General features: G+C 70.3%; 15 protein-coding genes and 1 pseudogene. 4 read left to right on the top strand and 12 right to left on the bottom strand.

Annotation, left to right across the window (positions count from 1 at the left end):
* Positions 1–42: 42 nt before the first annotated feature.
* A pseudogene (dnaE, locus tag ABD073_RS14630) lies at positions 43–3,619 on the bottom strand (DNA polymerase III subunit alpha); the annotation flags it as partial.
* A 227-nt stretch (positions 3,620–3,846) separates the two neighbouring features.
* Between dnaE and ABD073_RS14625 the strand changes: the two are divergent.
* Complete coding sequence (locus tag ABD073_RS14625) at positions 3,847–4,326, top strand: DUF2231 domain-containing protein (protein ID WP_343875791.1); 480 nt, start codon at positions 3,847–3,849, stop codon at positions 4,324–4,326.
* Here the strand turns inward: ABD073_RS14625 and ABD073_RS14620 are convergent.
* A complete protein-coding gene (locus tag ABD073_RS14620) occupies positions 4,323–5,165 on the bottom strand; it encodes a PhzF family phenazine biosynthesis protein (protein WP_343875789.1) in 843 nt (280 codons plus the stop codon). The two genes, ABD073_RS14625 and ABD073_RS14620, sit on opposite strands and share 4 nt — an antisense overlap.
* 256 nt (positions 5,166–5,421) lie before the next feature.
* Between ABD073_RS14620 and ABD073_RS14615 the strand changes: the two genes are divergently transcribed.
* Positions 5,422–6,159 (top strand): HAD family hydrolase, encoded by a 738-nt coding sequence (locus tag ABD073_RS14615; RefSeq protein ID WP_343875787.1) that lies wholly within the window; start codon positions 5,422–5,424, stop codon positions 6,157–6,159.
* Positions 6,160–6,311: 152 nt separating this feature from the next.
* Positions 6,312–6,512 (top strand): hypothetical protein, encoded by a 201-nt coding sequence (locus ABD073_RS14610; protein ID WP_343875785.1) that lies wholly within the window; start codon positions 6,312–6,314, stop codon positions 6,510–6,512.
* 63 nt (positions 6,513–6,575) lie between these two features.
* Here the strand turns inward: ABD073_RS14610 and ABD073_RS14605 are convergent, their stop codons facing one another.
* The 10 genes from ABD073_RS14605 to hisI form a co-directional block, all read right to left on the bottom strand.
* Entirely contained in the window at positions 6,576–8,081 is a 1,506-nt protein-coding gene (locus ABD073_RS14605; protein WP_343875783.1) for a glutamate synthase subunit beta, read from the bottom strand.
* Complete coding sequence (gene gltB, locus ABD073_RS14600; RefSeq protein ID WP_343875781.1) at positions 8,074–12,603, bottom strand: glutamate synthase large subunit; 4,530 nt, start codon at positions 12,601–12,603, stop codon at positions 8,074–8,076. The genes ABD073_RS14605 and gltB overlap by 8 nt, the downstream gene beginning before the upstream one ends.
* Before the next feature lie 169 nt (positions 12,604–12,772).
* Complete coding sequence (gene lgt / locus ABD073_RS14595; RefSeq protein ID WP_343875935.1) at positions 12,773–13,594, bottom strand: prolipoprotein diacylglyceryl transferase; 822 nt, start codon at positions 13,592–13,594, stop codon at positions 12,773–12,775.
* Positions 13,595–13,608: 14 nt separating this feature from the next.
* The gene (trpA, locus tag ABD073_RS14590) at positions 13,609–14,424 is read right to left on the bottom strand and encodes a tryptophan synthase subunit alpha (protein WP_343875933.1); all 816 of its coding nucleotides are present in this window, start codon (positions 14,422–14,424) and stop codon (positions 13,609–13,611) included.
* 38 nt (positions 14,425–14,462) lie between these two features.
* Positions 14,463–15,788 (bottom strand): tryptophan synthase subunit beta, encoded by a 1,326-nt coding sequence (trpB, locus tag ABD073_RS14585; RefSeq protein ID WP_343875779.1) that lies wholly within the window; start codon positions 15,786–15,788, stop codon positions 14,463–14,465.
* Positions 15,789–15,828: 40 nt separating this feature from the next.
* The gene (gene trpC, locus ABD073_RS14580; protein ID WP_343875777.1) at positions 15,829–16,614 is read right to left on the bottom strand and encodes an indole-3-glycerol phosphate synthase TrpC; all 786 of its coding nucleotides are present in this window, start codon (positions 16,612–16,614) and stop codon (positions 15,829–15,831) included.
* A complete protein-coding gene (locus tag ABD073_RS14575) occupies positions 16,611–16,895 on the bottom strand; it encodes an HGxxPAAW family protein (protein ID WP_343875775.1) in 285 nt (94 codons plus the stop codon). The genes trpC and ABD073_RS14575 overlap by 4 nt, the downstream gene beginning before the upstream one ends.
* Positions 16,892–17,401 (bottom strand): hypothetical protein, encoded by a 510-nt coding sequence (locus ABD073_RS14570; protein WP_343875774.1) that lies wholly within the window; start codon positions 17,399–17,401, stop codon positions 16,892–16,894. The genes ABD073_RS14575 and ABD073_RS14570 overlap by 4 nt, the downstream gene beginning before the upstream one ends.
* The gene (locus tag ABD073_RS14565) at positions 17,398–18,918 is read right to left on the bottom strand and encodes an anthranilate synthase component I (RefSeq protein WP_343875773.1); all 1,521 of its coding nucleotides are present in this window, start codon (positions 18,916–18,918) and stop codon (positions 17,398–17,400) included. The genes ABD073_RS14570 and ABD073_RS14565 overlap by 4 nt, the downstream gene beginning before the upstream one ends.
* Positions 18,915–19,292: a phosphoribosyl-AMP cyclohydrolase gene (gene hisI, locus ABD073_RS14560; protein WP_343875771.1), complete on the bottom strand. Its 378-nt coding sequence runs from the start codon at positions 19,290–19,292 to the stop codon at positions 18,915–18,917. The genes ABD073_RS14565 and hisI overlap by 4 nt, the downstream gene beginning before the upstream one ends.
* A gap of 128 nt (positions 19,293–19,420) precedes the next feature.
* Between hisI and ABD073_RS14555 the strand changes: the two genes are divergently transcribed.
* On the top strand, positions 19,421–20,227 hold the full coding sequence (locus tag ABD073_RS14555) for a GNAT family N-acetyltransferase (protein ID WP_343875770.1): 807 nt from the start codon (positions 19,421–19,423) through the stop codon (positions 20,225–20,227).
* The last annotated feature ends 3 nt before the right edge of the window (positions 20,228–20,230 follow it).

Here is a 20,230-nt window from a genome sequence, read left to right as displayed (position 1 = left end):
GTCTGGCGCCGCAGGGCTGCGACGCGGGTCCAAGACTAGGGCCTGCTGCTCACGAGGCCAGGCAGGAGGGCCCCAGCAGTGCCTTGAGGTCGGCCATCAGCGGCCCGGAGGCGGTCACCCGCAGCGTCTCGTCGAGCCGGAACAGGGTGGCCTTGTTCTGGCTCATCAGCCGCAACCGCACCTCCGTCATGCCGGGATGGTTGCCCAGCACCTCCTTGAGCTGCTCCACCACCGGCGGGGTGCAGCGCCCCGCGGGGAGCTGGATCACCACCGGCCCGGACGGCCCCTCGGAGACGTCGGGCACGGAGATCTCCTGGCACTGGACCTCAACCGAGTCCTCCTTCTCCCGGATCCGGCCGCGCACCTTGACGATCTGGTCGGTGGCCAGGTGCATCGCCACCTGCTCGTAGACCTTCGGGAAGCAGAGCACGTCCACCGAGGCCTCCAGGTCCTCGACGGTGATGATCGCCCAGATGTTGCCGGTCTTGGTCTGCTTGCGCTGGATCTGGGTGATCATGCCCGCGATGTTGAGCATCGTGTCGCGCGGGCCGTCGGGGGCCAGCAGGTTGCCGATCGAGACGTCACGCTCGGACTCCAGGATGTGCTCCAGGCCCTGCAGCGGATGGTCGGAGACGTACAGGCCGAGCATCTCGCGCTCGAAGGCCAGCTTGGTGCGCTTGTCCCAGTCCTCCAGCTCCGGCACGGTCTCGCGCGGGGCTGCGGGCTCGTCCTCGGCGTCCCCGAGGCCGAAGTCGCCGAACAGGTCGTCCTGGCCGTTGGCCTGGTTGCGCTTGATGTCGAGCACCGAGTCGACGGCCGACTCGAAGATCCCCATCAGCGCCCGGCGGGAGTGGCCCAGTGAGTCGAAGGCGCCGGCCTTGATCAGCGACTCCACCATCCGCTTGTTGCAGACCTGCAGCGGCACCTTGTCCAGGAAGTCGTAGAAGTCGGTGAACTCGCCGTGCTCCTCGCGGGCAGCGACGATGCCCTCCACCACGTGCTCGCCGACATTGCGGATGGCGCCCAGACCGAAGCGGATGTCGGCCCCCACGGCGGTGAACTCGAGCTCGGAGGAGTTCACGTCCGGGGGCAGCACCTTGATCCGCTGGGCGCGCATGTCGCCCAGGTACATCGCCATCTTGTCCTTGTCGTCGCCGACGCTGGTGAGCAGCGCGGCGCCGTACTCGGCCGGGTAGTTGGCCTTCAGCCAGGCCGTCCAGTAGGAGACCAGGGCGTAGCCGGCGGCGTGGGACTTGTTGAAGGCGTAACCGGCGAAGGGGACCATGACGTCCCACAGCGCCTTGATGGACTCGTCGGAGAAGCCGTTGGCGCTCATCCCGTCGTGGAAGTGGGTGAACTCCTTGGCCAGGATCTCGGGCTTCTTCTTGCCCATGGCCCGTCGCAGCAGGTCTGCGCCACCCAGCGTGTACCCGGCCAGGGCACGCGCGATGGCCATGATCTGCTCCTGGTAGACGATCAGGTGGAAGGTGTCACCGATCAGCGGGTCCAGGGCCTCCTTCAGCTCCGGATGGATCGGGATGATCTCCTGGCGGGCGTTCTTGCGCTCGGCATAGCTGATGTGGGCATTGGCGCCCATCGGGCCCGGCCGGTACAGGGCCAGCACGGCGGTGATGTCGTCGAAGCCGGTGGGGCCCATCTGGCGCAGCAGGGAGCGCATCGGGCCGCCGTCGAGCTGGAAGACGCCCAGGGTGTCGCCGCGGGCCATCAGCTGGTAGGTCTTCTCGTCGTCCAGCGGCAGCTGGGAGACGTCCACCTCGACGCCCTGGTTGCGCTTGATGATCTGGACGGCGTGGTCCATGATGCCGAGGTTGCGCAGGCCCAGGAAGTCCATCTTCATCAGGCCCATTTCCTCGAGCTGAGGATAGGCGAAGCCGGCGATGATCATGCCGTCCTTGTCCCGACGGTGCATCGGGATCACGTCGAGCAGCTTCTCGCTGGACAGGATGAAGGCGCAGGCGTGCACGCCGGTGCCGCGGATCAGGCCCTCCAGGCCCATGCCGGTGTCGATCACCTTCTTGACGTCGGCCTGGGTGTTGTAGAGCTCGCGGATCTCCATGCCCTCGGCGTAGCGGGGGTGCTGCTCGTTGAACAGGTCCTTGAGCGGGACGCCCTTGCCCATCACGTCGGCGGGCATGGCCTTGGTGATCTTGTCGCCCAGTCCGAAGGGGTAGCCGAGGATGCGGTTGGCGTCCTTGACGGCAGCCTTCGCCTTGATGGTGCCGAACGTGTTGACCTGGCTGGTGTAGGCCTCGCCGTACTTGGTGGTGACGTAGTCGATGACCTTGTCACGCTTGCGGTCGTCGAAGTCGAGGTCGATGTCGGGCGGGCTGATGCGCTCCGGGTTGAGGAAGCGCTCGAAGAGCAGGCCGTGCTCCAGCGGGTCCACCTGGATGATGCCGGTGAGGTAGGCGATCATCGAGCCGGCGGCGGAGCCTCGTCCGGGGCCGACGGCCACGCCCATCTCGCGGGCGGCATTGCAGATGTCGGAGACCACCAGGAAGTAGGAGGAGAAGCCCAGCGGCTCGATCACCTGCAGCTCGGTCTCGACGCGCTCCAGCACCTCGTCCGAGGGGTTCTCGCCGTAGCGGACCTTGATGCCCTCGGTGACCTTCTTGCGCAGCCAGGAGTTCTGCGTCTCGCCCTCGGGCACGTCGAACTGCGGCATCCGGTCGACGTGCTTGAAGACGTCGTCGTAGCTCTCGATCCGCTCGGCGATGGCCAAGGTGTTGTTGCAGGCCTCCGGGATCTCGCTGAAGAGCTGGCGCATCTCCTCGGAACTCTTGATGTAGTAGCCCGAGCCGTTGAAGCGGAAGCGGTTGGGGTCGTCCTTGTTGCGGCCCACGCCGACGCAGAGCAGGTCGTCGTGGCTGTCGGCATCGTCTTCGTGGACGTAGTGGGAGTCGTTGGTGGCCAGCAGCGGGATGTCGAGCTTGTCGGCGATCCGCATCAGGTCGGCACGCACGCTGCGCTCGATGTCCAGGCCGTGGTCCATCAGCTCCAGGAAGTAGTTCTCCTTGCCGAAGATCTCCTGGTAGCTGGCGGCGGCCTCCAGTGCCGCCTCGAACTGACCCAGGCGCAGCCGGGTCTGCACCTCGCCCGACGGGCAGCCGGTGGTGGCGATGATGCCCTCGTGGTACTGGCTGATCAGCTCACGGTCCATGCGGGGCTTCATGTAGTAGCCCTCGAAGCTGGCCAGCGAGCTGAGCCGGAAGAGGTTGCGCAGGCCGGTGGCGTTCTGCGCCCACATGGTCATGTGGGTGTAGCGGCCGCCGCCGGAGACGTCCTTGCCGCCCTCGAAGGAGGCGTCGCCGTTCTCGTGGCGGCCAGTGGCCCAGAACTCCTGCTGGCGCGAGTGGCGGGTGGAGGGCGCCACATAGGCCTCGATGCCGATGATCGGCTTCACCAGGTTCTCGACGTCGCGGTAGTTCTTGGCGAGGTTCTGGAACTCGTAGGCGCCGAACATGTTGCCGTGGTCGGTCATGGCGACGGCGGGCATGCCCTGGCGCGAGACCTCCGCGAAGAGCTTGGAGTTCTTCGCGGCGCCGTCGAGCATCGAGTACTCGGTGTGCGTGTGGAGGTGGACGAAGGAGTCGACCATGGGGTGCGCAAGCCCTCTTTTCTGCGTGAGCTCTGCCCGGTGTGCCGGGGTGGGGCCACCCAACCTACTCGGTGGCCCCGACAGTTTCCCACGCGCCGGGCATCGGGGTCGGCTGCGGCGCGCAGCAGTCCTGGGTCGCCCTCCCGGCTGGTGGCTGTGAGGAGGCTGTCGCAGGGCAGGCTGGCCTTGCTGGAAGCCGCTCGTCATCGCTGCCCACACTGGGATCCATGAACCTGCTCAGCCTGCCGGTGCACCCCCTCGTGGTGCACGCCGCCGTCGTCGCCATCCCCACCGCGGCGGTCCTGTCCGTCTGCTTCGTGCTGCGGCGCGACTGGCGCTGGGCCCTGCGCCTACCCACCGCGGTGCTCGACGTGCTGGCCGTCGTGGTGCTCTTCGTCACCCGCGCCACCGGTGACCAACTGGCGCACGCCACCAGCGAGCACAAGGACCTGATCGAGCGGCACGACCAGCTGGCGGGCCTGCTGACCATCAGCTTCCTGCCACTGGCGCTGCTCTCGCTCTTGGCCTGCTGGAGCTTCGGCTCCGGCTCCGCCCTGGCCTCGAGCCGTGGCCAGCGCGACGGTTCCCGTGAGCGCCTGGTGCCGGCGGTGACCTGGCTGGTGGTGCTGCTGGCCGCCGCCACGCTGGTGCTGACCGTGCTCACCGGTCATGCCGGGGCGGTCGCCACCTGGAGCAGCTCGCGCTAGGAGAGCTGGTCCGCGGCGTCGAAGTTCAGGGCACCGTCCACGACGACGCGTGCGGACCCGCCGATCCAGATGTCGGAGCCGTCGTCGCTCACGTGGATCCGACCTGCTCGACCCACCTGGCTGCCCTGGACGGCGAGGTAGGCCTGCGGCACCTCTCCCCTGCCTCGCAGCCACTGCGCCAGCGCACCGTTGAGGCTGCCGGTGACGGGGTCCTCGTAGGAGCCGCCGAAGGCCCGCACCTCGTAGGCGATCTCGGAGCCGGCGGGCTCCAGGCCGACGACGCCGATCCGCAGGTCGCCCCGATCCGGCACCGGCCGCAGCGCCCGCACCGCCTCGGCGTCGCGGAGCTGGACCAGTCGCCACTCGGGCCCGTTGACGCCCCAGGCCTGGTCGACGATCCGCTCGCGAGGGATCCGCAGCGCCGCGGCGATCCGCTGCACGTCGGTCTCGGGCATCGGCCCGCTGCGGTGCAGCGGCGGGGTGGCGAAGGCGAGCAGGTCCCCCTGCTGGCGCACCGGCACCAGGCCGGCGGCGCACTCCTGCACCAGCCGGCCGGGCGTCCTGGGCGTGCCGCCCAGGTGGAGCCAGGCGCGGGCCGAGCCGAGCGTCGGGTGGCCCGCGAAGGGGTACTCGGTGGTGCGCGTGAAGATCCGCACTCGGTAGTCCGCCTCCGGATCGGTGGGCGACAGCAGGAAGGTGGTCTCGGAGAAGTTGGTCCACGCCGCGATCCGGCCCATCTGCTCGTCGCTGAGGTCCTCGGCCCCGGCCACCACGGCGAGCGGGTTGCCGCTCAGCGGTCCGGTGGCGAAGACATCGATCTCGAGGAAGAGGTGGGACATGCTCCCACGCTAGCGAAGCGCTCCGGTGGTGTCGGGGGCGTGCCCCCGCGTCGGACTACACCTCACGACGGCACCTCGCGACCCGTGGCGTCCACGTCGCGCTCCTGACCTCCACCTTGCGCTCCCAACCTCCACCTCGCGCTCCGGGCGCAACCTTGCGCTTGGCACTACGCGCGCAACGTTGCTCCACGGGCGCGACGTGACGCAGGTGGCGCGACGTGGCCGGCCTGCGTCGCGCCGGGTCGATACTGGTCGGGTGGTGGATCAGCAGCCGTCGGCCCCGGCCCCTGTTCTGCGCTTCCAAGCAGTGGCCTTCGACTTCGACGGGACACTAACCGACTACCTGAGCGCGGACCGAGCGGCCGTCGAGACGGCCCGTCGGCTGTGTGCGCCGAGGATCGCACCAGGAGCCTTCTTCGAGGCCTCCGGTGAGGCCATCATGGACTTCCACGAGCTGGTGGAGCAGGGGCGCGTGGACCCGCTCGACATGCACCGCTGGCGACTCGCCGCCACCTGCGACCGGCTGGGGCTGGCAGCGCCGCAGCCGGAGGCTGTGACGGCCTACCGGGAGGCGCTGCTCGAGCACTGCGCTCCCCTGCCGGGAGCGCGTGAGCTGCTCACCGAGCTGCAGAGCTGGGGGCTTCGACTGGCCGTCATCACCAACGCCTACGACCCCGACGAGCAGACGGCCCGGATCGGCCGCACCTTCCCCGCCAAGCTCTTCGAGCAGATCGTCGTCGCGGGAACCCATGGGCAACCGAAGCCTTCCCCGGAGCCATTCGTCCACCTGGCCCAGCTGATGCAGCTGCCACCCCGATCCATCGCCTACGTCGGCGACCTGCCCCGGCACGACATCCCCGGGGCCCGGGCGGCCGGCCTGTCACCGGTGATCGTCTCTGCTTCGGCAAGCACCCGGGACCTGGCCGCCGGTCTCGGGGCTCCAGCCCTGACCGAGCTCGCCACCGTGCGGTGCTGGCTGTCCCAGCCCGATTGAGGCGGCTCGAAGCGCCTCCAGCCGTCCCACCCCAACAGACGGGTCGGACCCCTGGCACCGGCTGGTTGAATGGGGGCTGGGCGCCACCCCCGCCCCGGCACCTCGTGCCGACCAGCCAGCGGTCCCTGACCGCGCAGGAGAAGGAGCAGCACATGAGTGAGGGCCAGATCTCCGAGACCTCGATGATGACGCCGCAGCAGGGCGCCGACTCCACCCCGGGCACCGGCGAGGGTGCACCCCCGGCCGACCTCTCGCAGCAGGTGGCGCAGGGCATGCCCAGCGACTACTCCGAGGAGCCGGGCGAGCGCTCCGGCGTCCAGGACGACCCCGAGGACCTGGGCGGCGCCACCTAGGCCCCGCCGCACGACGCAGCACGGCCCCCGTTCCCTGGTGGAACGGGGGCCGTGTCGTCGTGCTCAGGCCATCAGCTGGCGCACCTCGGGACCGATCGGGCGGGGCAGGCTGCTGGCGCCGTCGTCGGAGAGGAAGGCATCGACGCCGTTGGCCGCACCACGACCCTCGGCGATCGCCCAGACGATCAGCGACTGGCCACGGCCGCAGTCGCCGGCGGCGAAGACCCCGGGGACATTGGTCTGGTAGTCGTCGCCGCGACGGATGTTGCCGCGCTCGTCCAGCTCGAGGCCCAGCTCGGCCACCACTCCCCCGGGCTCGGGGTGCATGAAGCCCATGGCCATCAGCACCAGGTCGGCCGGGATCTCGCGCTCGGTGCCCTCCAGGGTGACGAGCTTGCCCTGCTCGAAGCGCACCTCGCTCAGCCGCAGGCCGGTGACCCGGCCCTCGCTGCCCAGGAACTCGGAGGTGTTGACGGCATACATCCGCTCGCCGCCCTCCTCGTTGGCCGAGGCCACCCGGTAGATCATCGGGTAGGTGGGCCAGGGCTGCTGCTCGGGACGGGTCTGCGGCGGCTGCGGCATGATCTCCAGCTGCGTGACGCTCTTCGCGCCCTGTCGCAGCGCGGTGCCGAGGCAGTCGTTGGAGGTGTCGCCACCGCCGATCACCACCACGTGCTTGTCCTTGGCGTGGATCTGGCCCTCACGGGCCTGCGGGGTCACCTGGTTGTTGCCGTCCAGGGCCTGGGTGGCCTGGGTCAGGTAGTCCATCGCCTGGTGGATGCCGTCCAGCTCGGAGCCCGGCACGGTCAGCGCCCGCGGCACCGTGGAGCCGATGGTCAGCACCACCGCGTCGAAGCGCTCGCGCAGCTGCTCACCGGTGATGCCGCCCTGCTCGTCGGCGCCGGGTCCGATCGGCGTGCTGGGCTTGAAGGTGGTGCCCTCCAGGCGCATCTGCTTCAGGCGACGGTCCAGCACCGCCTTCTCCATCTTGAACTCGGGGATGCCGTAGCGCAGCAGGCCGCCGATGGCGTCGGCCCGCTCGTAGACCACGACGGTGTGCCCGGCGCGGGTGAGCTGCTGGGCCACCGTCAGGCCGGCCGGGCCGGAGCCCACCACGGCAACGGTCTTCAGGCTGTGCCAGGTGGGCTGCTGGGGCACCACGCGACGGTCGTCCCAGGCCTTGTCGATGATCGAGACCTCGATGTTCTTGATGGTCACCGGCTCACGGCTGATGCCCACCACGCAGGCGGTCTCGCAGGGCGCCGGGCACAGCCGCCCGGTGAACTCCGGGAAGTTGTTCGTGGCGTGCAGCCGCTCCAGAGCCTGGGTCCACTCGTCGCGCCAGATCAGGTCGTTCCACTCCGGGATCAGGTTGCCCAGCGGGCAACCCGTGTGGCAGAAGGGAATGCCGCAGTCCATGCAACGGCTGGCCTGGTCGGTGATGATGGGCAGCAGGGAGCGGCCGGGCGTGCCCGGGTAGACCTCCTGCCAGTCGGTGAGCCGCTCGTCGACGGGGCGACGCTCGGCCAGCTGGCGCTGCTTGGTGATGAATCCGCGGGGATCAGCCATGAGCTGCCTCCATCATGAGATCGGTCATTTCGTCTTCCTTGATGCCGGCGAGGATCGCGTCCTCGCGGGCCTTGATCACCCGGGCGTAGTCCCGCGGGACGATCGCGGTGAAGTGGTCGGCGAGCCAGCCGTCGTCGTGGCCCAGCAGGCCATCGGCCACGCTGCTGCCGGTCTGGTCGCGGTGCAGCTCCAGCAGCTCACGGATCCGCGCCACCGCCTTCTCGTCGGGCCGCTGCGCGTCCACCAGCTCGGTGTTGAGCCGCTCGGTGTTGAGGTCGAGCACCCAGGCACTGCCGCCGGACATGCCCGCGGCCACATTGCGGCCGGTGGGGCCCAGGATCAGCGCCTCACCGCCGGTCATGTACTCCAGGGCGTGGTCGCCCACACCCTCCACGACGGCGGTGGCGCCCGAGTTGCGCACGCAGAAGCGCTCGCCCACCACGCCGCGCAGCAGGATCTGCCCGCTGGTGGCGCCGTAGCCGATCACGTTGCCGGCGACGATCTCGGTGGACGGGTCGAAGCTGACGTCCTCCGACGGGGTCACCACGATGCGGCCGCCGCACAGGCCCTTGCCGACGTAGTCATTGGAGTCGCCCACCAGGCGCATGGTGACGCCACGGGGCACGAAGGCGCCGAAGGACTGGCCGGCGGTGCCGTTGAGGGTGAACTCGATGGTCCCCTCCGCCAGGCCCTTGCCGCCGGTGGCCATGGTCACCTCGTGGCCCAGGATGGTGCCCACGGTGCGGTCCACGTTGCGGATCGCGACGGTGTGGGCCACCTTGTGGCCGCCCTCCAGGGCGGGTCGGGCCAGGTCGACCAGCTGGACGTCCAGCTTGGCGTCCAGGCCGTGGTCCTGGCTGGTGACATTGTGCAGCGCGGTGCCCTCGGGCACGTCCACCTGCGCCAGGATCGGCGAGAGGTCCAGGCCCTGCGCCTTCCAGTGCTCGACGGCGGGACGCACGTCGAGCGCCTCCACATGGCCCACGGCCTCCTGGATGCTGCGGAAGCCCAGCTGGGCCAGGATCTCGCGCACCTCCTGGGCGATGAACTCCATGAAGTTCACGACGTGGTCGGCCTGGCCGTGGTAGTGCTCGCGCAGCGCCGGGTTCTGGGTGGCGATGCCCACCGGGCAGGTGTCCTTGTGGCAGACGCGCATCATGATGCAGCCGCTGACCACCAGGGCGGTGGTGGCGAAACCGAACTCCTCGGCGCCCAGCAGGGCGGCAATCACCACGTCGCGGCCGGTCTTGAGCTGGCCGTCGCACTGCACCACGACGCGGTCGCGCAGGCCGTTGATCCGTAGCGTCTGCTGGGCCTCGGCCAGGCCGAGCTCCCAGGGACCGCCGGCGTGCTTGACCGAGGTCAGCGGCGCCGCACCGGTGCCGCCGTCGTGGCCGCTGATCAGCACCACGTCGGCCTTGGCCTTGGCCACACCGGCCGCGACGGTTCCCACACCCACCTCGGCCACCAGCTTCACGTGGACCCGTGCCTTGGGGTTGGCGCACTTCAGGTCGTGGATCAGCTGCTTGAGGTCCTCGATGGAGTAGATGTCGTGGTGCGGCGGCGGCGAGATCAGCCCGACGCCGGGGGTGGAGTGACGGGTCTTGGCCACCCAGGGGTAGACCTTCGGGCCGGGCAGCTGGCCGCCCTCGCCGGGCTTGGCACCCTGGGCCATCTTGATCTGGATGTCGGTGGCATGGCTCAGGTACTCGCTGGTGACGCCGAAGCGACCGGAGGCCACCTGCTTGATGGCGCTGCAGCGTTCCGGGTCGTGCAGCCGCTCGGAGTCCTCGCCGCCCTCACCGGTGTTCGACTTGCCGCCGATCCGGTTCATGGCGATCGCCAGCGTCTCGTGCGCCTCCTTCGAGATGGAGCCGTAGCTCATCGCGCCGGTGGAGAAGCGCTTGACGATCTCGCTGACCGGCTCCACCTCGTCGACGTCGATGCTGGGCCGGTCGCTGCGGAAGTCCAGCAGCGAGCGCAGCGTCATCAGCCGCTTCGAGTTGTCGTTGACCAGGTCGGTGTAGCGCTTGAAGACCTCGTAGCGCCCGGTGCGGGTGGCGTGCTGCAGCCGGAAGACGGTCTCCGGGTTGAACAGGTGCTCCTCGCCCTCGCGACGCCACTGGTACTCACCACCCACCTCGAGGGTGCGGTGCGGTGCGGCCGGGTGGATCGGGTAGGCGCGCTCGTGGCGCATCTGCACCTCGCGGGCCACCTCGTCCAGGCCGATGCCCTCGATCCGGCTGGTGGTGCCGGTGAAGAACTCGTCGACGAAGTCGCTCCTCAAGCCGGTGGCCTCGAAGATCTGGGCGCCGGTGTAGGACTGGATGGTGGACACGCCCATCTTGCTCATCACCTTGAGCACACCCTTGCCCAGCGCCTTGTAGGCGTTCTTGATGGCCTGGTCGGGGTCGGTCTGAACGTAGAGCTCGTTGCGGGCCATGTCCTCGGCGGACTCGAAGACCAGGTAGGGGTTCACCGCGGCCGCGCCGTAGCCGATCAGCAGCGCCACGTGGTGCACCTCCCGCACGTCGCCGGCCTCGACGATCAGGCCCGCCATGGTGCGGGTCTTCTCGCGGACCAGGTGGTGGTGGATGGCGCTGGTGAGCAGCAGCGACGGGATCGGCGCCAGCTCGCGGTCGGAGTGGCGGTCGGAGAGCACGATGGTGCGCGCACCCTCCTCGATGGCGCGGCTGACCTCGGCGCGGATCTCGTCGAGCCGCTCGCGCAGCGCCTGGCCGCCCCCGTCGACGCGGTACAGGCCGCGCACCACGTGGGTCTGGTAGTCGGGGTGCTCGCCGTCGGCATTGATCCGGATGATCTTGGCCAGCTGGTCGGAGTCCAGCACGGGGTACGGGATCACCATCTGGCGGCAGGACTCGGGGCCGGGGGTCAGCAGGTTGGCCTCCGGGCCGATGGTGCCGGCCAGCGAGGTGACCAGCTCCTCGCGGATCGCGTCCAGCGGCGGGTTGGTGACCTGGGCGAAGAGCTGGCTGAAGTAGTCGAAGATCATCCGCGGCCGGTCGGACAGGGCCGCCAGCGGGGTGTCGGTGCCCATCGAGCCGATGGTCTCGGCGCCGGTGTTGGCCATCGGGGCCACCAGCAGGCGCAGCTCCTCATGGGTGTAGCCGAACAGCTGCTGGCGACGGGTGACCGAGGCGTGCGAGTGCACGATGTGGGCCCGCTCCGGCAGGTCGTTCAGGTTCAGCCGGCCGGCATCCAGCCACTGTCCATAGGGGTGCTCGGAGGCCAACTGGTCCTTGATCTCGTCGTCCTCGACGATGCGGTGCTGCTCCAGGTCCACCAGGAACATCCGGCCCGGCTGCAGCCGGCCCTTCTGCACCACGTCGGCCGGCTCGACGGGCAGCACCCCCGCCTCGGAGGCGAAGATGACCCGGCCGTCGGTGGTGACCCAGTAGCGGGCCGGCCGCAGCCCGTTGCGGTCCAGCACGCCGCCGATCTGGCGGCCGTCGGTGAAGGTGACGCAGGCCGGTCCGTCCCAGGGCTCCATCACGGCGGAGTGGAATTCGTAGAAGTCGCGACGGGCCTGGCTCATCTCGGTGTGGTTCTGCCAGGCCTCGGGGATCATCATCAGCACCGCATGGGGCAGCTCGCGACCGCCCAGGTGCAGCAGCTCCAGCACCTCGTCGAAGCTGGCGGAGTCGCTGGCACCCTCGGAGCAGATCGGGAAGATGCGCTGCAGGTCGCCGGGGATCAGGTCGCTGGACAGCAGCGCCTCGCGGGCCCTCATCCAGTTGCGGTTGCCCTTGACGGTGTTGATCTCGCCGTTGTGAGCGATCAGCCGGAAGGGGTGGCTCAGCTCCCAGGCCGGGAAGGTGTTGGTGGAGAAGCGGGAGTGCACCAGCGCCAGCGCCGAGGCCATCTGCTCGTCGTGCAGCTCCGGGTAGACCTGCTCCAGCTGGTCGGTGGTGAGCATGCCCTTGTAGACCAGGGTGCGCGAGCTCAGCGAGCTGAAGTAGACGCCGGCCTCGTTCTGGGCGCGGCGGCGCAGCACGAAGACCAGGCGGTCCAGCTCGATGCCGGACTCGTTGCCGCGGCTGGAGACCAGCAGCTGGGCCATGTGCGGCATGGCGGCCTTCGAGATCGGGCTGAGGCTGTCGGTGACCGTGGGGACCTCGCGCCAGCCGAGCACCTTGAGGCGCTCCTCGACGGCGATCTTCTCGATGGTGATGCGCGCCATGTCGCGCTCGTCCTCGTCGATCGGAAGGAATGCCATGCCGACCGCGTAGGACCCTGCCTGGGGCAGGTCGAAGGTGCAGTTCTCGCGCAGGAAGGCGTCGGGAACCTGGATCAGGATGCCCGCGCCGTCACCGGCCGCCGCGTCGGCGCCGGTGGCGCCGCGGTGGTCCAGGTTGCGCAGTGCCTCTAGGCCCTGCTCGACGATGTCATGCCTCGCCTCGCCGTTCAGACGTGCGACGAAGGCGACACCGCAGGCGTCGTGCTCGAAGGCGGGATCGTAGAGCCCTTGCTTGGGCCGGTGGTGGAAGACCGTGGGGGCCATCTGTTTTCTCCCATCGTCAGGTGCCGGTTTCCCGGGACCGCAGGGGTTTGGCCGCCACGCACGACGGCAGACCCGACGTGCGCAGTGCGTCGCCGGATCTGCAGTCGGCTCAACATAGGTCCGCGATGTTTCACGCGCGTAACACCATCCAGCTCGTGGACGGTGTGGTTCAGCCTTCGAGAGGCTCCGCGGTAGGCGGGTGGCGGCGCAGCAGCCAGAGCAGCGTGGCCAGGGCGCAGCAGAAGACGATGGCCGAGGTGTACTCGTTCAGCCGGAAGCCGCCCAGGGTGTTGACCTTGTCGATCCGCAGTGCCTCGATCCACTGGCGCCCGGCGCAGTACCAGACCACGTAGAGGGCGAAGAGCTGGCCGTGGGCCAGCCGGAAGCGCCGCTCGGCCCACAGCAGCAGGCCGACGCCGGCCAGGCACCAGAGCAGCTCGTAGCCGAAGGTCGGGTGGAAGGTGGCGAACTGCTGGTAGCCCTCGGGGCGGTGCGAGGGGTCGATCTCCAGACCCCAGGGCAGCGTGGTGGGACGCCCGAAGAGCTCCTGGTTGAACCAGTTGCCCAACCGTCCGATCGCCTGGGCCAGGATCAGCCCGGGCGCCCCGGCGTCGGCGAACATGGCGAAGCTGGTGCCGGTGCGACGACACATCAGCCAGGCGGCCAGCGCTCCCCCGGCCACCGCGCCCCAGATGCCCAGGCCGCCGTTCCAGATGTAGAGCGCCTCGACAGGCCGACGGCCTGGCCCGAAGTAGAGCTGGTGGTCGGTGATGACGTGGTAGATGCGGGCGCCGATGATGCCGGCCAGCACGGCCACCGAGATGATCGCCTCGAAGTCGTCGCGGCTGCCCCCGCGGGCCTGGAAACGCCGCGAGGCCAGCGCCCATCCGGCCACGATCCCGGTGAGGATGCACAGCGCATAGGCGTGGATGGTCAACGGCCCCAGGTGGAAGGCGCTCCACGACGGGCTGGGGATGCTCAGCGGGAGCACCAGGGGGCCGGGGGTCACAGCGAGCGGACCCCTCGGGCCAGGTCGTCCACCAGGCTGCGCAGCTCCCCCAGGTCTCGACTGCCCTGCTCCTCGTTGCGCAGCAGGCAGTGCACCAGGGCGGAACCGACGATCACGCCGTCGGCCACACCACCCACCTCTGCGGCCTGGGCGCCGTTGGAGACGCCCAGCCCGACACCGACCGGCAGCTCGGGCGCCGCGGCGCGGGCGCGGGCCACCAGCTGCGGTGCGGCCGAGCTGGTGGAGGTGCGGGCGCCGGTGACGCCCATCACGCTGGTGGCATAGACCCAGCCGCGGCAGGCGGCCATGGTGGAGGCCACCCGCTCGTCGGTGGAGCTGGGGGCGACCAGGAAGACCCGGTCCAGGTCGTGCGCCTCGGAGGCTGCCATCCAGTGGCCGGCCTCGTCGGGGGTCAGGTCCGGGGTGATCAGTCCGGCGCCGCCGGCGGCGGCCAGGTCCCGGGCGAAGGCCTCGGTGCCATAGGTCTCCACCAGGTTCCAGTAGATCATCACCATGGCCTGCTTGCCGGTGGCAGCGACGGCCTCCACGGCGGTGAAGATGTCGCGGGTGCGCACCCCGCGCTCCAGGGCGCGGGTGGTGGCGTGCTGGATGGCCAGGCCGTCCATCACCGGGTCGGAATAGGGCATGCCGATCTCGACGATGTCGACCCCCAGCCCCTCGGTGCCCTCGGTGAGGGCGCGCATGGCCTCCACCGAACCGGGCACATCGGGGAAGCCGACGGGCAGGTAGCCCACCAGGGCGGCGCGGCCCTCCTGGCGGGCGGCGGCGTAGACGTGGCCGGAGCGGCCCAGTCGGGCGTCGTCGCTGAAGGCGGTGTCCGGGTAGCTGCTCACTTCTGCTCTCCCTCGACGTCGTGCTCGGCGGCCTCCATCTTGGCCTCGGCCAGCTGGCTGCGGCTGGCGTCGGTCTCCATCCGGCCGGCCACGTCGTCGACGCTGCCGTCAATCCCGAAGTAGCGGATGGCGGTGTCCACGTCCTTGTCGCCGCGGCCCGAGATGTTGATCACGATCAGCGGACGACGATCAGGCTGCTGGGCGGTCAGCTCCAGCGCCAGGCGACGCGCACCGGCCACGGCATGGGCCGACTCGATGGCCGGCATGATGCCCTCGGTCTGGGTGAGCAGCTTGAGCGCCTGCATCGCCTCGTCGTCGGTGACCGGGAGGTAGCTGGCACGGCCGGACTTCGCCAGCCAGGCGTGCTCGGGGCCGACGCCCGGGTAGTCCAGTCCGGCGGAGATGGAGTGGGACTCGATGGTCTGGCCGTCGTCGTCCATCAGCACATAGGTGCGCATGCCGTGCAGCACGCCCATCCGCCCGGCGGTGATGGTGGCCGCGTGGCGGCCGGTCTCCACACCGTCACCGGCGGCCTCGAAGCCGTAGAGGGCCACCTCGGTGTCGGGCACGAAGTCGGCGAAGATTCCCATCGCATTGGAACCACCGCCCACACAGGCCGTGACGGCATCCGGCAGCCGGCCGTAGCGCTCCAGCACCTGGGCGCGGGTCTCGGTGGAGATGATGCGCTGGTACTCGCGCACGATCTTCGGGAAGGGGGCGGGCCCGGCGACGGTGCCGATCAGGTAGTGGGTGCGGTCCACATTGGTGACCCAGTCGCGCATCGCCTCGTTCATGGCGTCCTTGAGCGTCATGGACCCGGCCTCGACGGCCACCACCTCGGCGCCCAGCATCTGCATCCGGGCCACGTTGAGCGCTTGGCGCTCGGTGTCCACCTTGCCCATGTAGATCCGGCACTCCAGCCCCATCAGCGCGGCGGCGGTGGCGGTGGCCACGCCGTGCTGGCCGGCGCCGGTCTCCGCGATGACGCGGGTCTTGCCCATCCGCCTGGTGAGCAGCGCCTGCCCCAGCACGTTGTTCACCTTGTGGGAGCCGGTGTGGTTCAGGTCCTCGCGCTTGAGCACGATGTCGACGCCCGCGCTGCCGTCGGCGGCGCAGTGCTCGGCGAAGCGGTCGGCCTGCCAGATCGGGGTGGGACGTCCGGCGTAGTCACGACGCAGCCGCTCCAGCTCGGCGTGGAAGTCGGGATCGGCCTCGGCCTCGGCAAAGGCCTGGTCCAGCTCGCTCAGCGCGGCGTGGAGGGCCTCGGGCACGAAGCGGCCGCCGAAGTCGTCGAAGTGACCGTGCTCGTCGGGCAGGCTCATGGATTCCCCTGTTCTGGGTGTGTGGGTACGGCGGAGGTGGTCAGCGGCAGGCGGCGATCATGGCGGCGATCGCGCCGGCCGGGTCGCCGTGGCGCACCAGAGCCTCGCCGCACAGGATGGCGTCCGCCCCCTGCGAGTGCACCAGGGCGGCGTCCTCGGGAGTGAACACCCCCGATTCTGCGACCTTGACGGCCTCGGCCGGCAGCAGGTCCACCAGTCGGCCGAACTGGGCCAGGTCCACCTCGAGGGTCTTGAGGTTGCGATTGTTGACCCCCACCAGCTCGGCTCCCAGGTCGGCGGCGCGACGCGCCTCGTCCGGGGTGTGCACCTCCACCAGCGGGGTCATGCCCAGGTCGGTGACCAGGGTGTGCAGGCGGCGCAGCTCGGCGTCGTCCAGCGCGGCGACGATCAGCAGCACCAGGTCGGCGCCGTGCGCCCGGGACTCCCAGACCTGGTAGTCGTCGACGATGAAGTCCTTGCGCAGCACCGGGATCTCGACGCGCTCGCGCACCGCGTCGAGGTCGGCCAGCGAGCCGTTGAAGCGGTGCTTCTCGGTGAGCACGCTGATCGCGATGGCGCCGCCCGCCTGGTAGGCGGCGGCCAGCTCCGCGGGATCGGTGATCTCGGCCAGCGCACCCTTGGAGGGGCTGGAGCGCTTCACCTCGCTGATCACGCCCAGGCCCGGCCGACGCAGCTGCGGCAGCACCTCCAGGGCGGCGCGACGGGTCTGGATGCGCGCCTCGAGGTGCCCCAGGCTGGTGGCCTGCCGGCGCTCGTGGAGGTCCTTGCGGACCCCGACGATGATGTCGTCGAGGACGCTGCTCACTTGCTGCTGTAGACGCGCGAGGGGGTGCCGTAACCCTGGGTCTTCATCACCAGGGTGACCAGGCCGCCGGCCAGCACGACCAGCGAGGGCACCAGCACGCCCATCCAGCCGAAGTCGTCGAAGCCGAAGGTGCTGGTCCAGGTGAGGATCAGGAAGCCGACCAGGGCGATCATCGAACCGACCCAGGCGGCGGGGCTCTTGCCCTCGTGGTAGGTGGTCTGGGCCTCGCGGGCGATCCTGCGCTCGGGCGTCATCGCACGGCCGTTGCCGGTGGAGCTCATTGGTCCTCCTGGTGTGCCCCGCGATCGTCGGGGCGCTGATGGGTACCTGCGGGTCTAGTTTCCCGTGGCGGCAGGTTATCGCCAAATTCGTCCGCGGTGGGGTCAAGACCCGCGTCGAGCGCCTTCCAGACGTCCAGGTCGGTGGCCGGAGGACCGGCCGGCACGGAGCGGTCGAAGCGGGAGGCGGCGCTCCATCCTCCGGCCCAGACCAACTGGGCGAGGGCACCCACCTCCGCCAGCACCACGGCCGCCCAGAGGCCCGGGTGCCCCTCGCCGCGCACGACGAGCGCGGCCACACCGGCGGCGAGGGCGGCGACCAGGGCTGCCACCAGCCGTCGCCCCAGGGCGCCGAGCAGCAGCGAGACGCCCAGACCGCCCAGCATCGCCCAGCCCAGGGCGCGAGCCACGTCGGCCTGCGCACCAGAGCGCGAGGCGAGCCCCAGGCAGGTGACCGCGGCCAGGAAGATGGCCGGCCAGGCCAGCAGCTTCTGCCGGCCCGGCGTCATCGGGCCCGCTCCGTGGTGCTCTGCCCCAGGACCCGCAGGCCCTCGGCACGACGCACCGCGTTCAGCGCGGCCATCGCCTTGTTCTTGGTCTCGGTGTTCTCGGTCTCGGGCACGGAGTCCGCGACGATCCCCGCGCCGGCCTGCACGTGGGCCACGCCGTCCTTGAGCAGGGCGGTGCGGATGGCGATGGCGGTGTCGGCATTGCCGGCGAAGTCGAAGTAGCCCACCACTCCCCCGTAGACGCCGCGACGGCTCACCTCGAGCTCGTCGATGATCTGCATGGCACGCACCTTCGGGGCGCCCGAGAGGGTGCCCGCCGGGAAGCAGGCCAGCGTCACGTCCAGGCCGCTGCGGCCCTCGGCCACCTCGCCGGAGACGGCGGCCTCCAGGTGCATGACGTGGCTGTAGCGGCGCACCTGCATGAACTCGGTGACCGCGATGCTGCCGGGCCGGCAGACCCGTCCCAGGTCGTTGCGGCCCAGGTCCACCAGCATCAGGTGCTCGGCGCGCTCCTTCTCGTCGGCCAGCAGGTCGGCCTCGAACTGCCGGTCCTCGGCCGAGGTGGCGCCGCGCGGCCGGGTGCCCGCGATCGGGTGCGTGGTGGCCTGGCCGTCGGTGACGGTGACCAGCGCCTCCGGGCTGGAGCCGATCACGCTGAAGCCGGGCAGCCGCAGCAGGTAGAGGTAGGGGCTGGGATTGGTGTGGCGCAGTTCGCGGTAGATGGCCAGCGGCTCGGCGGTGGTGGGCAGGCTGAAGCGCTGGCTGGGCACCACCTGGAAGGCCTCGCCGGCGCGGATCTCCTCCTTGGCCTGCTCCACCACGGCGCAGTAGTCCTCGTCGGAGCGCTGGCGCACCAGCTCGGTGGTGGCGGGCTCGCCCTCGACGGCCAGCAGGCTGGGCCGGGGCCGGGAGAGCTGGTCCACCATGGCCTGCACCCGGGCGGTGGCATCGGCCCAGGCCTCCTCGAGGCCCTGGGGGCTGTCGTCGAAGTTGATGGCATTGGCCACCAACCAGACCTCGCCCAGGTGGTGGTCGACGACGGCCAGGTCGCTGGCCAGCATCATCACCAGCTCGGGCACCTGCAGGTCGTCGACGCAGCTGTCCGGCAGCTTCTCCAGGCGGCGCACGATGTCATAGCCCAGGTAGCCGACCATGCCGGAGGTGAAGGGCGGCAGCTCGGGATCGCGCTCGGTGTGCAGCACCCGCAGCGTCTCGCGCAGCGCGGTCAGCGGGTCGGTGTCGGTGGACAGGCCGGCCAGCTCGCGGCCCAGCCATCGGGCCTGGCCGTCGGCCTCGGTGAGGGTGGCGGCGGCGTTGACGCCGACGAAGCTCCACCGGCTCCAGACGCCCGCATCGGCGGACTCGAACAGGTAGGTGAGTTCGCGGTCGCCGCACAGCTGGGCGTAGAGCGCCACCGGGGTGAGGTCGTCGGCCAGAAGACGGGTGTGGACGCTGATCACGCGACGGCCCGCCGCGGCCTGGGCGCGGAAGCCCTCGAGGTCGGGGGTGATGCTCATGCGCGAACCTCCTCGACCCGGTCGCTCGCCTCGGCGTCGGCCAGCAGCAGGTCTGCGTCGAAGCAGGTGGCGTCCCCGGTGTGGCAGGCGCCGCCGGTCTGGTCCACCCGCATCAGCAGGGTGTCGCCGTCGCAGTCGAGCCGGACCTCGCGCACGTGCTGGGTGTGGCCCGAGGTCTCGCCCTTGACCCAGTACTCGTTGCGGGAGCGCGACCAGTAGGTGGCCTTGCGGGTGGTGAGGGTGCGGTGCAGCGCCTCGTCGTCCATCCAGGCCATCATCAGCACGGCGCCCGAGGTGGCGTCGACCACGACGCAGGGCACCAGGCCGTCGTCCGTGCGCTTGAGGCGGTCCGCGATCTCAACATCAAGGAGCATGGTGCCCATTGTGGCCGATCGCGCCGCGGCTCCCCGACCACGACCACGGGGGGATGCTCTCCTCGATCGTCAAGCTCCGGCCGTGAATTCGGTTGCGCTGCGGGTCGACCACTGCGAGCCTGTGGCCGGTGCGAGAACTCCTGAACCTCTACGACCAGCAGCTGCGCGGCCTGGCCGAGGTGGCCGACGCCTCCGAGCTGGTCCGCATCGGACCGCTGTGGGCGGCCACCTTCCCGGCCCGTGGGCGCGGCTTCATCAGCTACGAACCGCTCGACCCGGACACGGACCTGGCCTGGCTGGTCGCCGAGGCGAAGCAGCACTACGAGCGGGACCCGAGGGTCACCCGCGTGGAGTGGAAGCTGCGCGACCACGACCAGCTGCCGGGCCTGGTGGATCTGCTCGGCTCCCACGGCTTCGCTCTGCAGGAGAGCGAGACGGTCATGGTCGGCGAGGTGGCCCAGGTGATCGCCGCCGCGGACCCGCTGCCCGCCGGCTACAGCCTGCACCGCGCCCACGACGAGTCTGAGCTGCGGGAGGCGGAGGAGCTGGCCGGGCAGGTCTTCGGCGACGGCCCCGAGGAGAGCATCCGGCTGGCCGACCAGCTCGTCGCCCGGATGCGCACCGACCCCGACTCCTTCGAGATGTGGTTCGTCCGCGACCCGACCGGCCAGGTGGTCTGCTCCGGACGGGTCGACCCGGTACCGGGAACGGACTTCGCCGGCCTCTGGGGCGGCGCCTGCCACCCCGAGCACCGGGGACGCGGCCTCTACCGCGCCCTGACCGCCGCCCGGGCCCGCTCGGCCCAGGCCCGTGGCCACCGGCTGCTCCAGTCCGACTGCACCGAGTACTCCCGCCCGATCCTGCAGCGCGCCGGACTGGTGGCCATCACCACGACCACCCCCGCCCTGTGGTGGCGCGACCAGCTGGCAGGCTGAGCC

Source organism: Luteococcus peritonei, from assembly GCF_039526385.1.
GTDB lineage: Bacteria > Actinomycetota > Actinomycetes > Propionibacteriales > Propionibacteriaceae > Luteococcus > Luteococcus peritonei.
This window is presented reverse-complemented; position numbering and strand designations above follow the sequence as displayed.

Bases quoted from the DNA above. Each gene is read 5' to 3' on its own strand.
- hisI (WP_343875771.1), bottom strand. From the start codon at position 19,292: ATGCTCCTTGATGTTGAGATCGCGGACCGCCTCAAGCGCACGGACGAC.
- ABD073_RS14620 (WP_343875789.1), bottom strand. From the start codon at position 5,165: ATGTCCCACCTCTTCCTCGAGATCGATGTCTTCGCCACCGGACCGCTG.
- trpB (WP_343875779.1), bottom strand. From the start codon at position 15,788: ATGAGCCTGCCCGACGAGCACGGTCACTTCGACGACTTCGGCGGCCGC.
- ABD073_RS14625 (WP_343875791.1), top strand. From the start codon at position 3,847: ATGAACCTGCTCAGCCTGCCGGTGCACCCCCTCGTGGTGCACGCCGCC.
- gltB (WP_343875781.1), bottom strand. From the start codon at position 12,603: ATGGCCCCCACGGTCTTCCACCACCGGCCCAAGCAAGGGCTCTACGAT.
- ABD073_RS14565 (WP_343875773.1), bottom strand. From the start codon at position 18,918: ATGAGCATCACCCCCGACCTCGAGGGCTTCCGCGCCCAGGCCGCGGCG.
- ABD073_RS14570 (WP_343875774.1), bottom strand. From the start codon at position 17,401: ATGACGCCGGGCCGGCAGAAGCTGCTGGCCTGGCCGGCCATCTTCCTG.
- ABD073_RS14575 (WP_343875775.1), bottom strand. From the start codon at position 16,895: ATGAGCTCCACCGGCAACGGCCGTGCGATGACGCCCGAGCGCAGGATC.
- ABD073_RS14610 (WP_343875785.1), top strand. From the start codon at position 6,312: ATGAGTGAGGGCCAGATCTCCGAGACCTCGATGATGACGCCGCAGCAG.
- ABD073_RS14605 (WP_343875783.1), bottom strand. From the start codon at position 8,081: ATGGCTGATCCCCGCGGATTCATCACCAAGCAGCGCCAGCTGGCCGAG.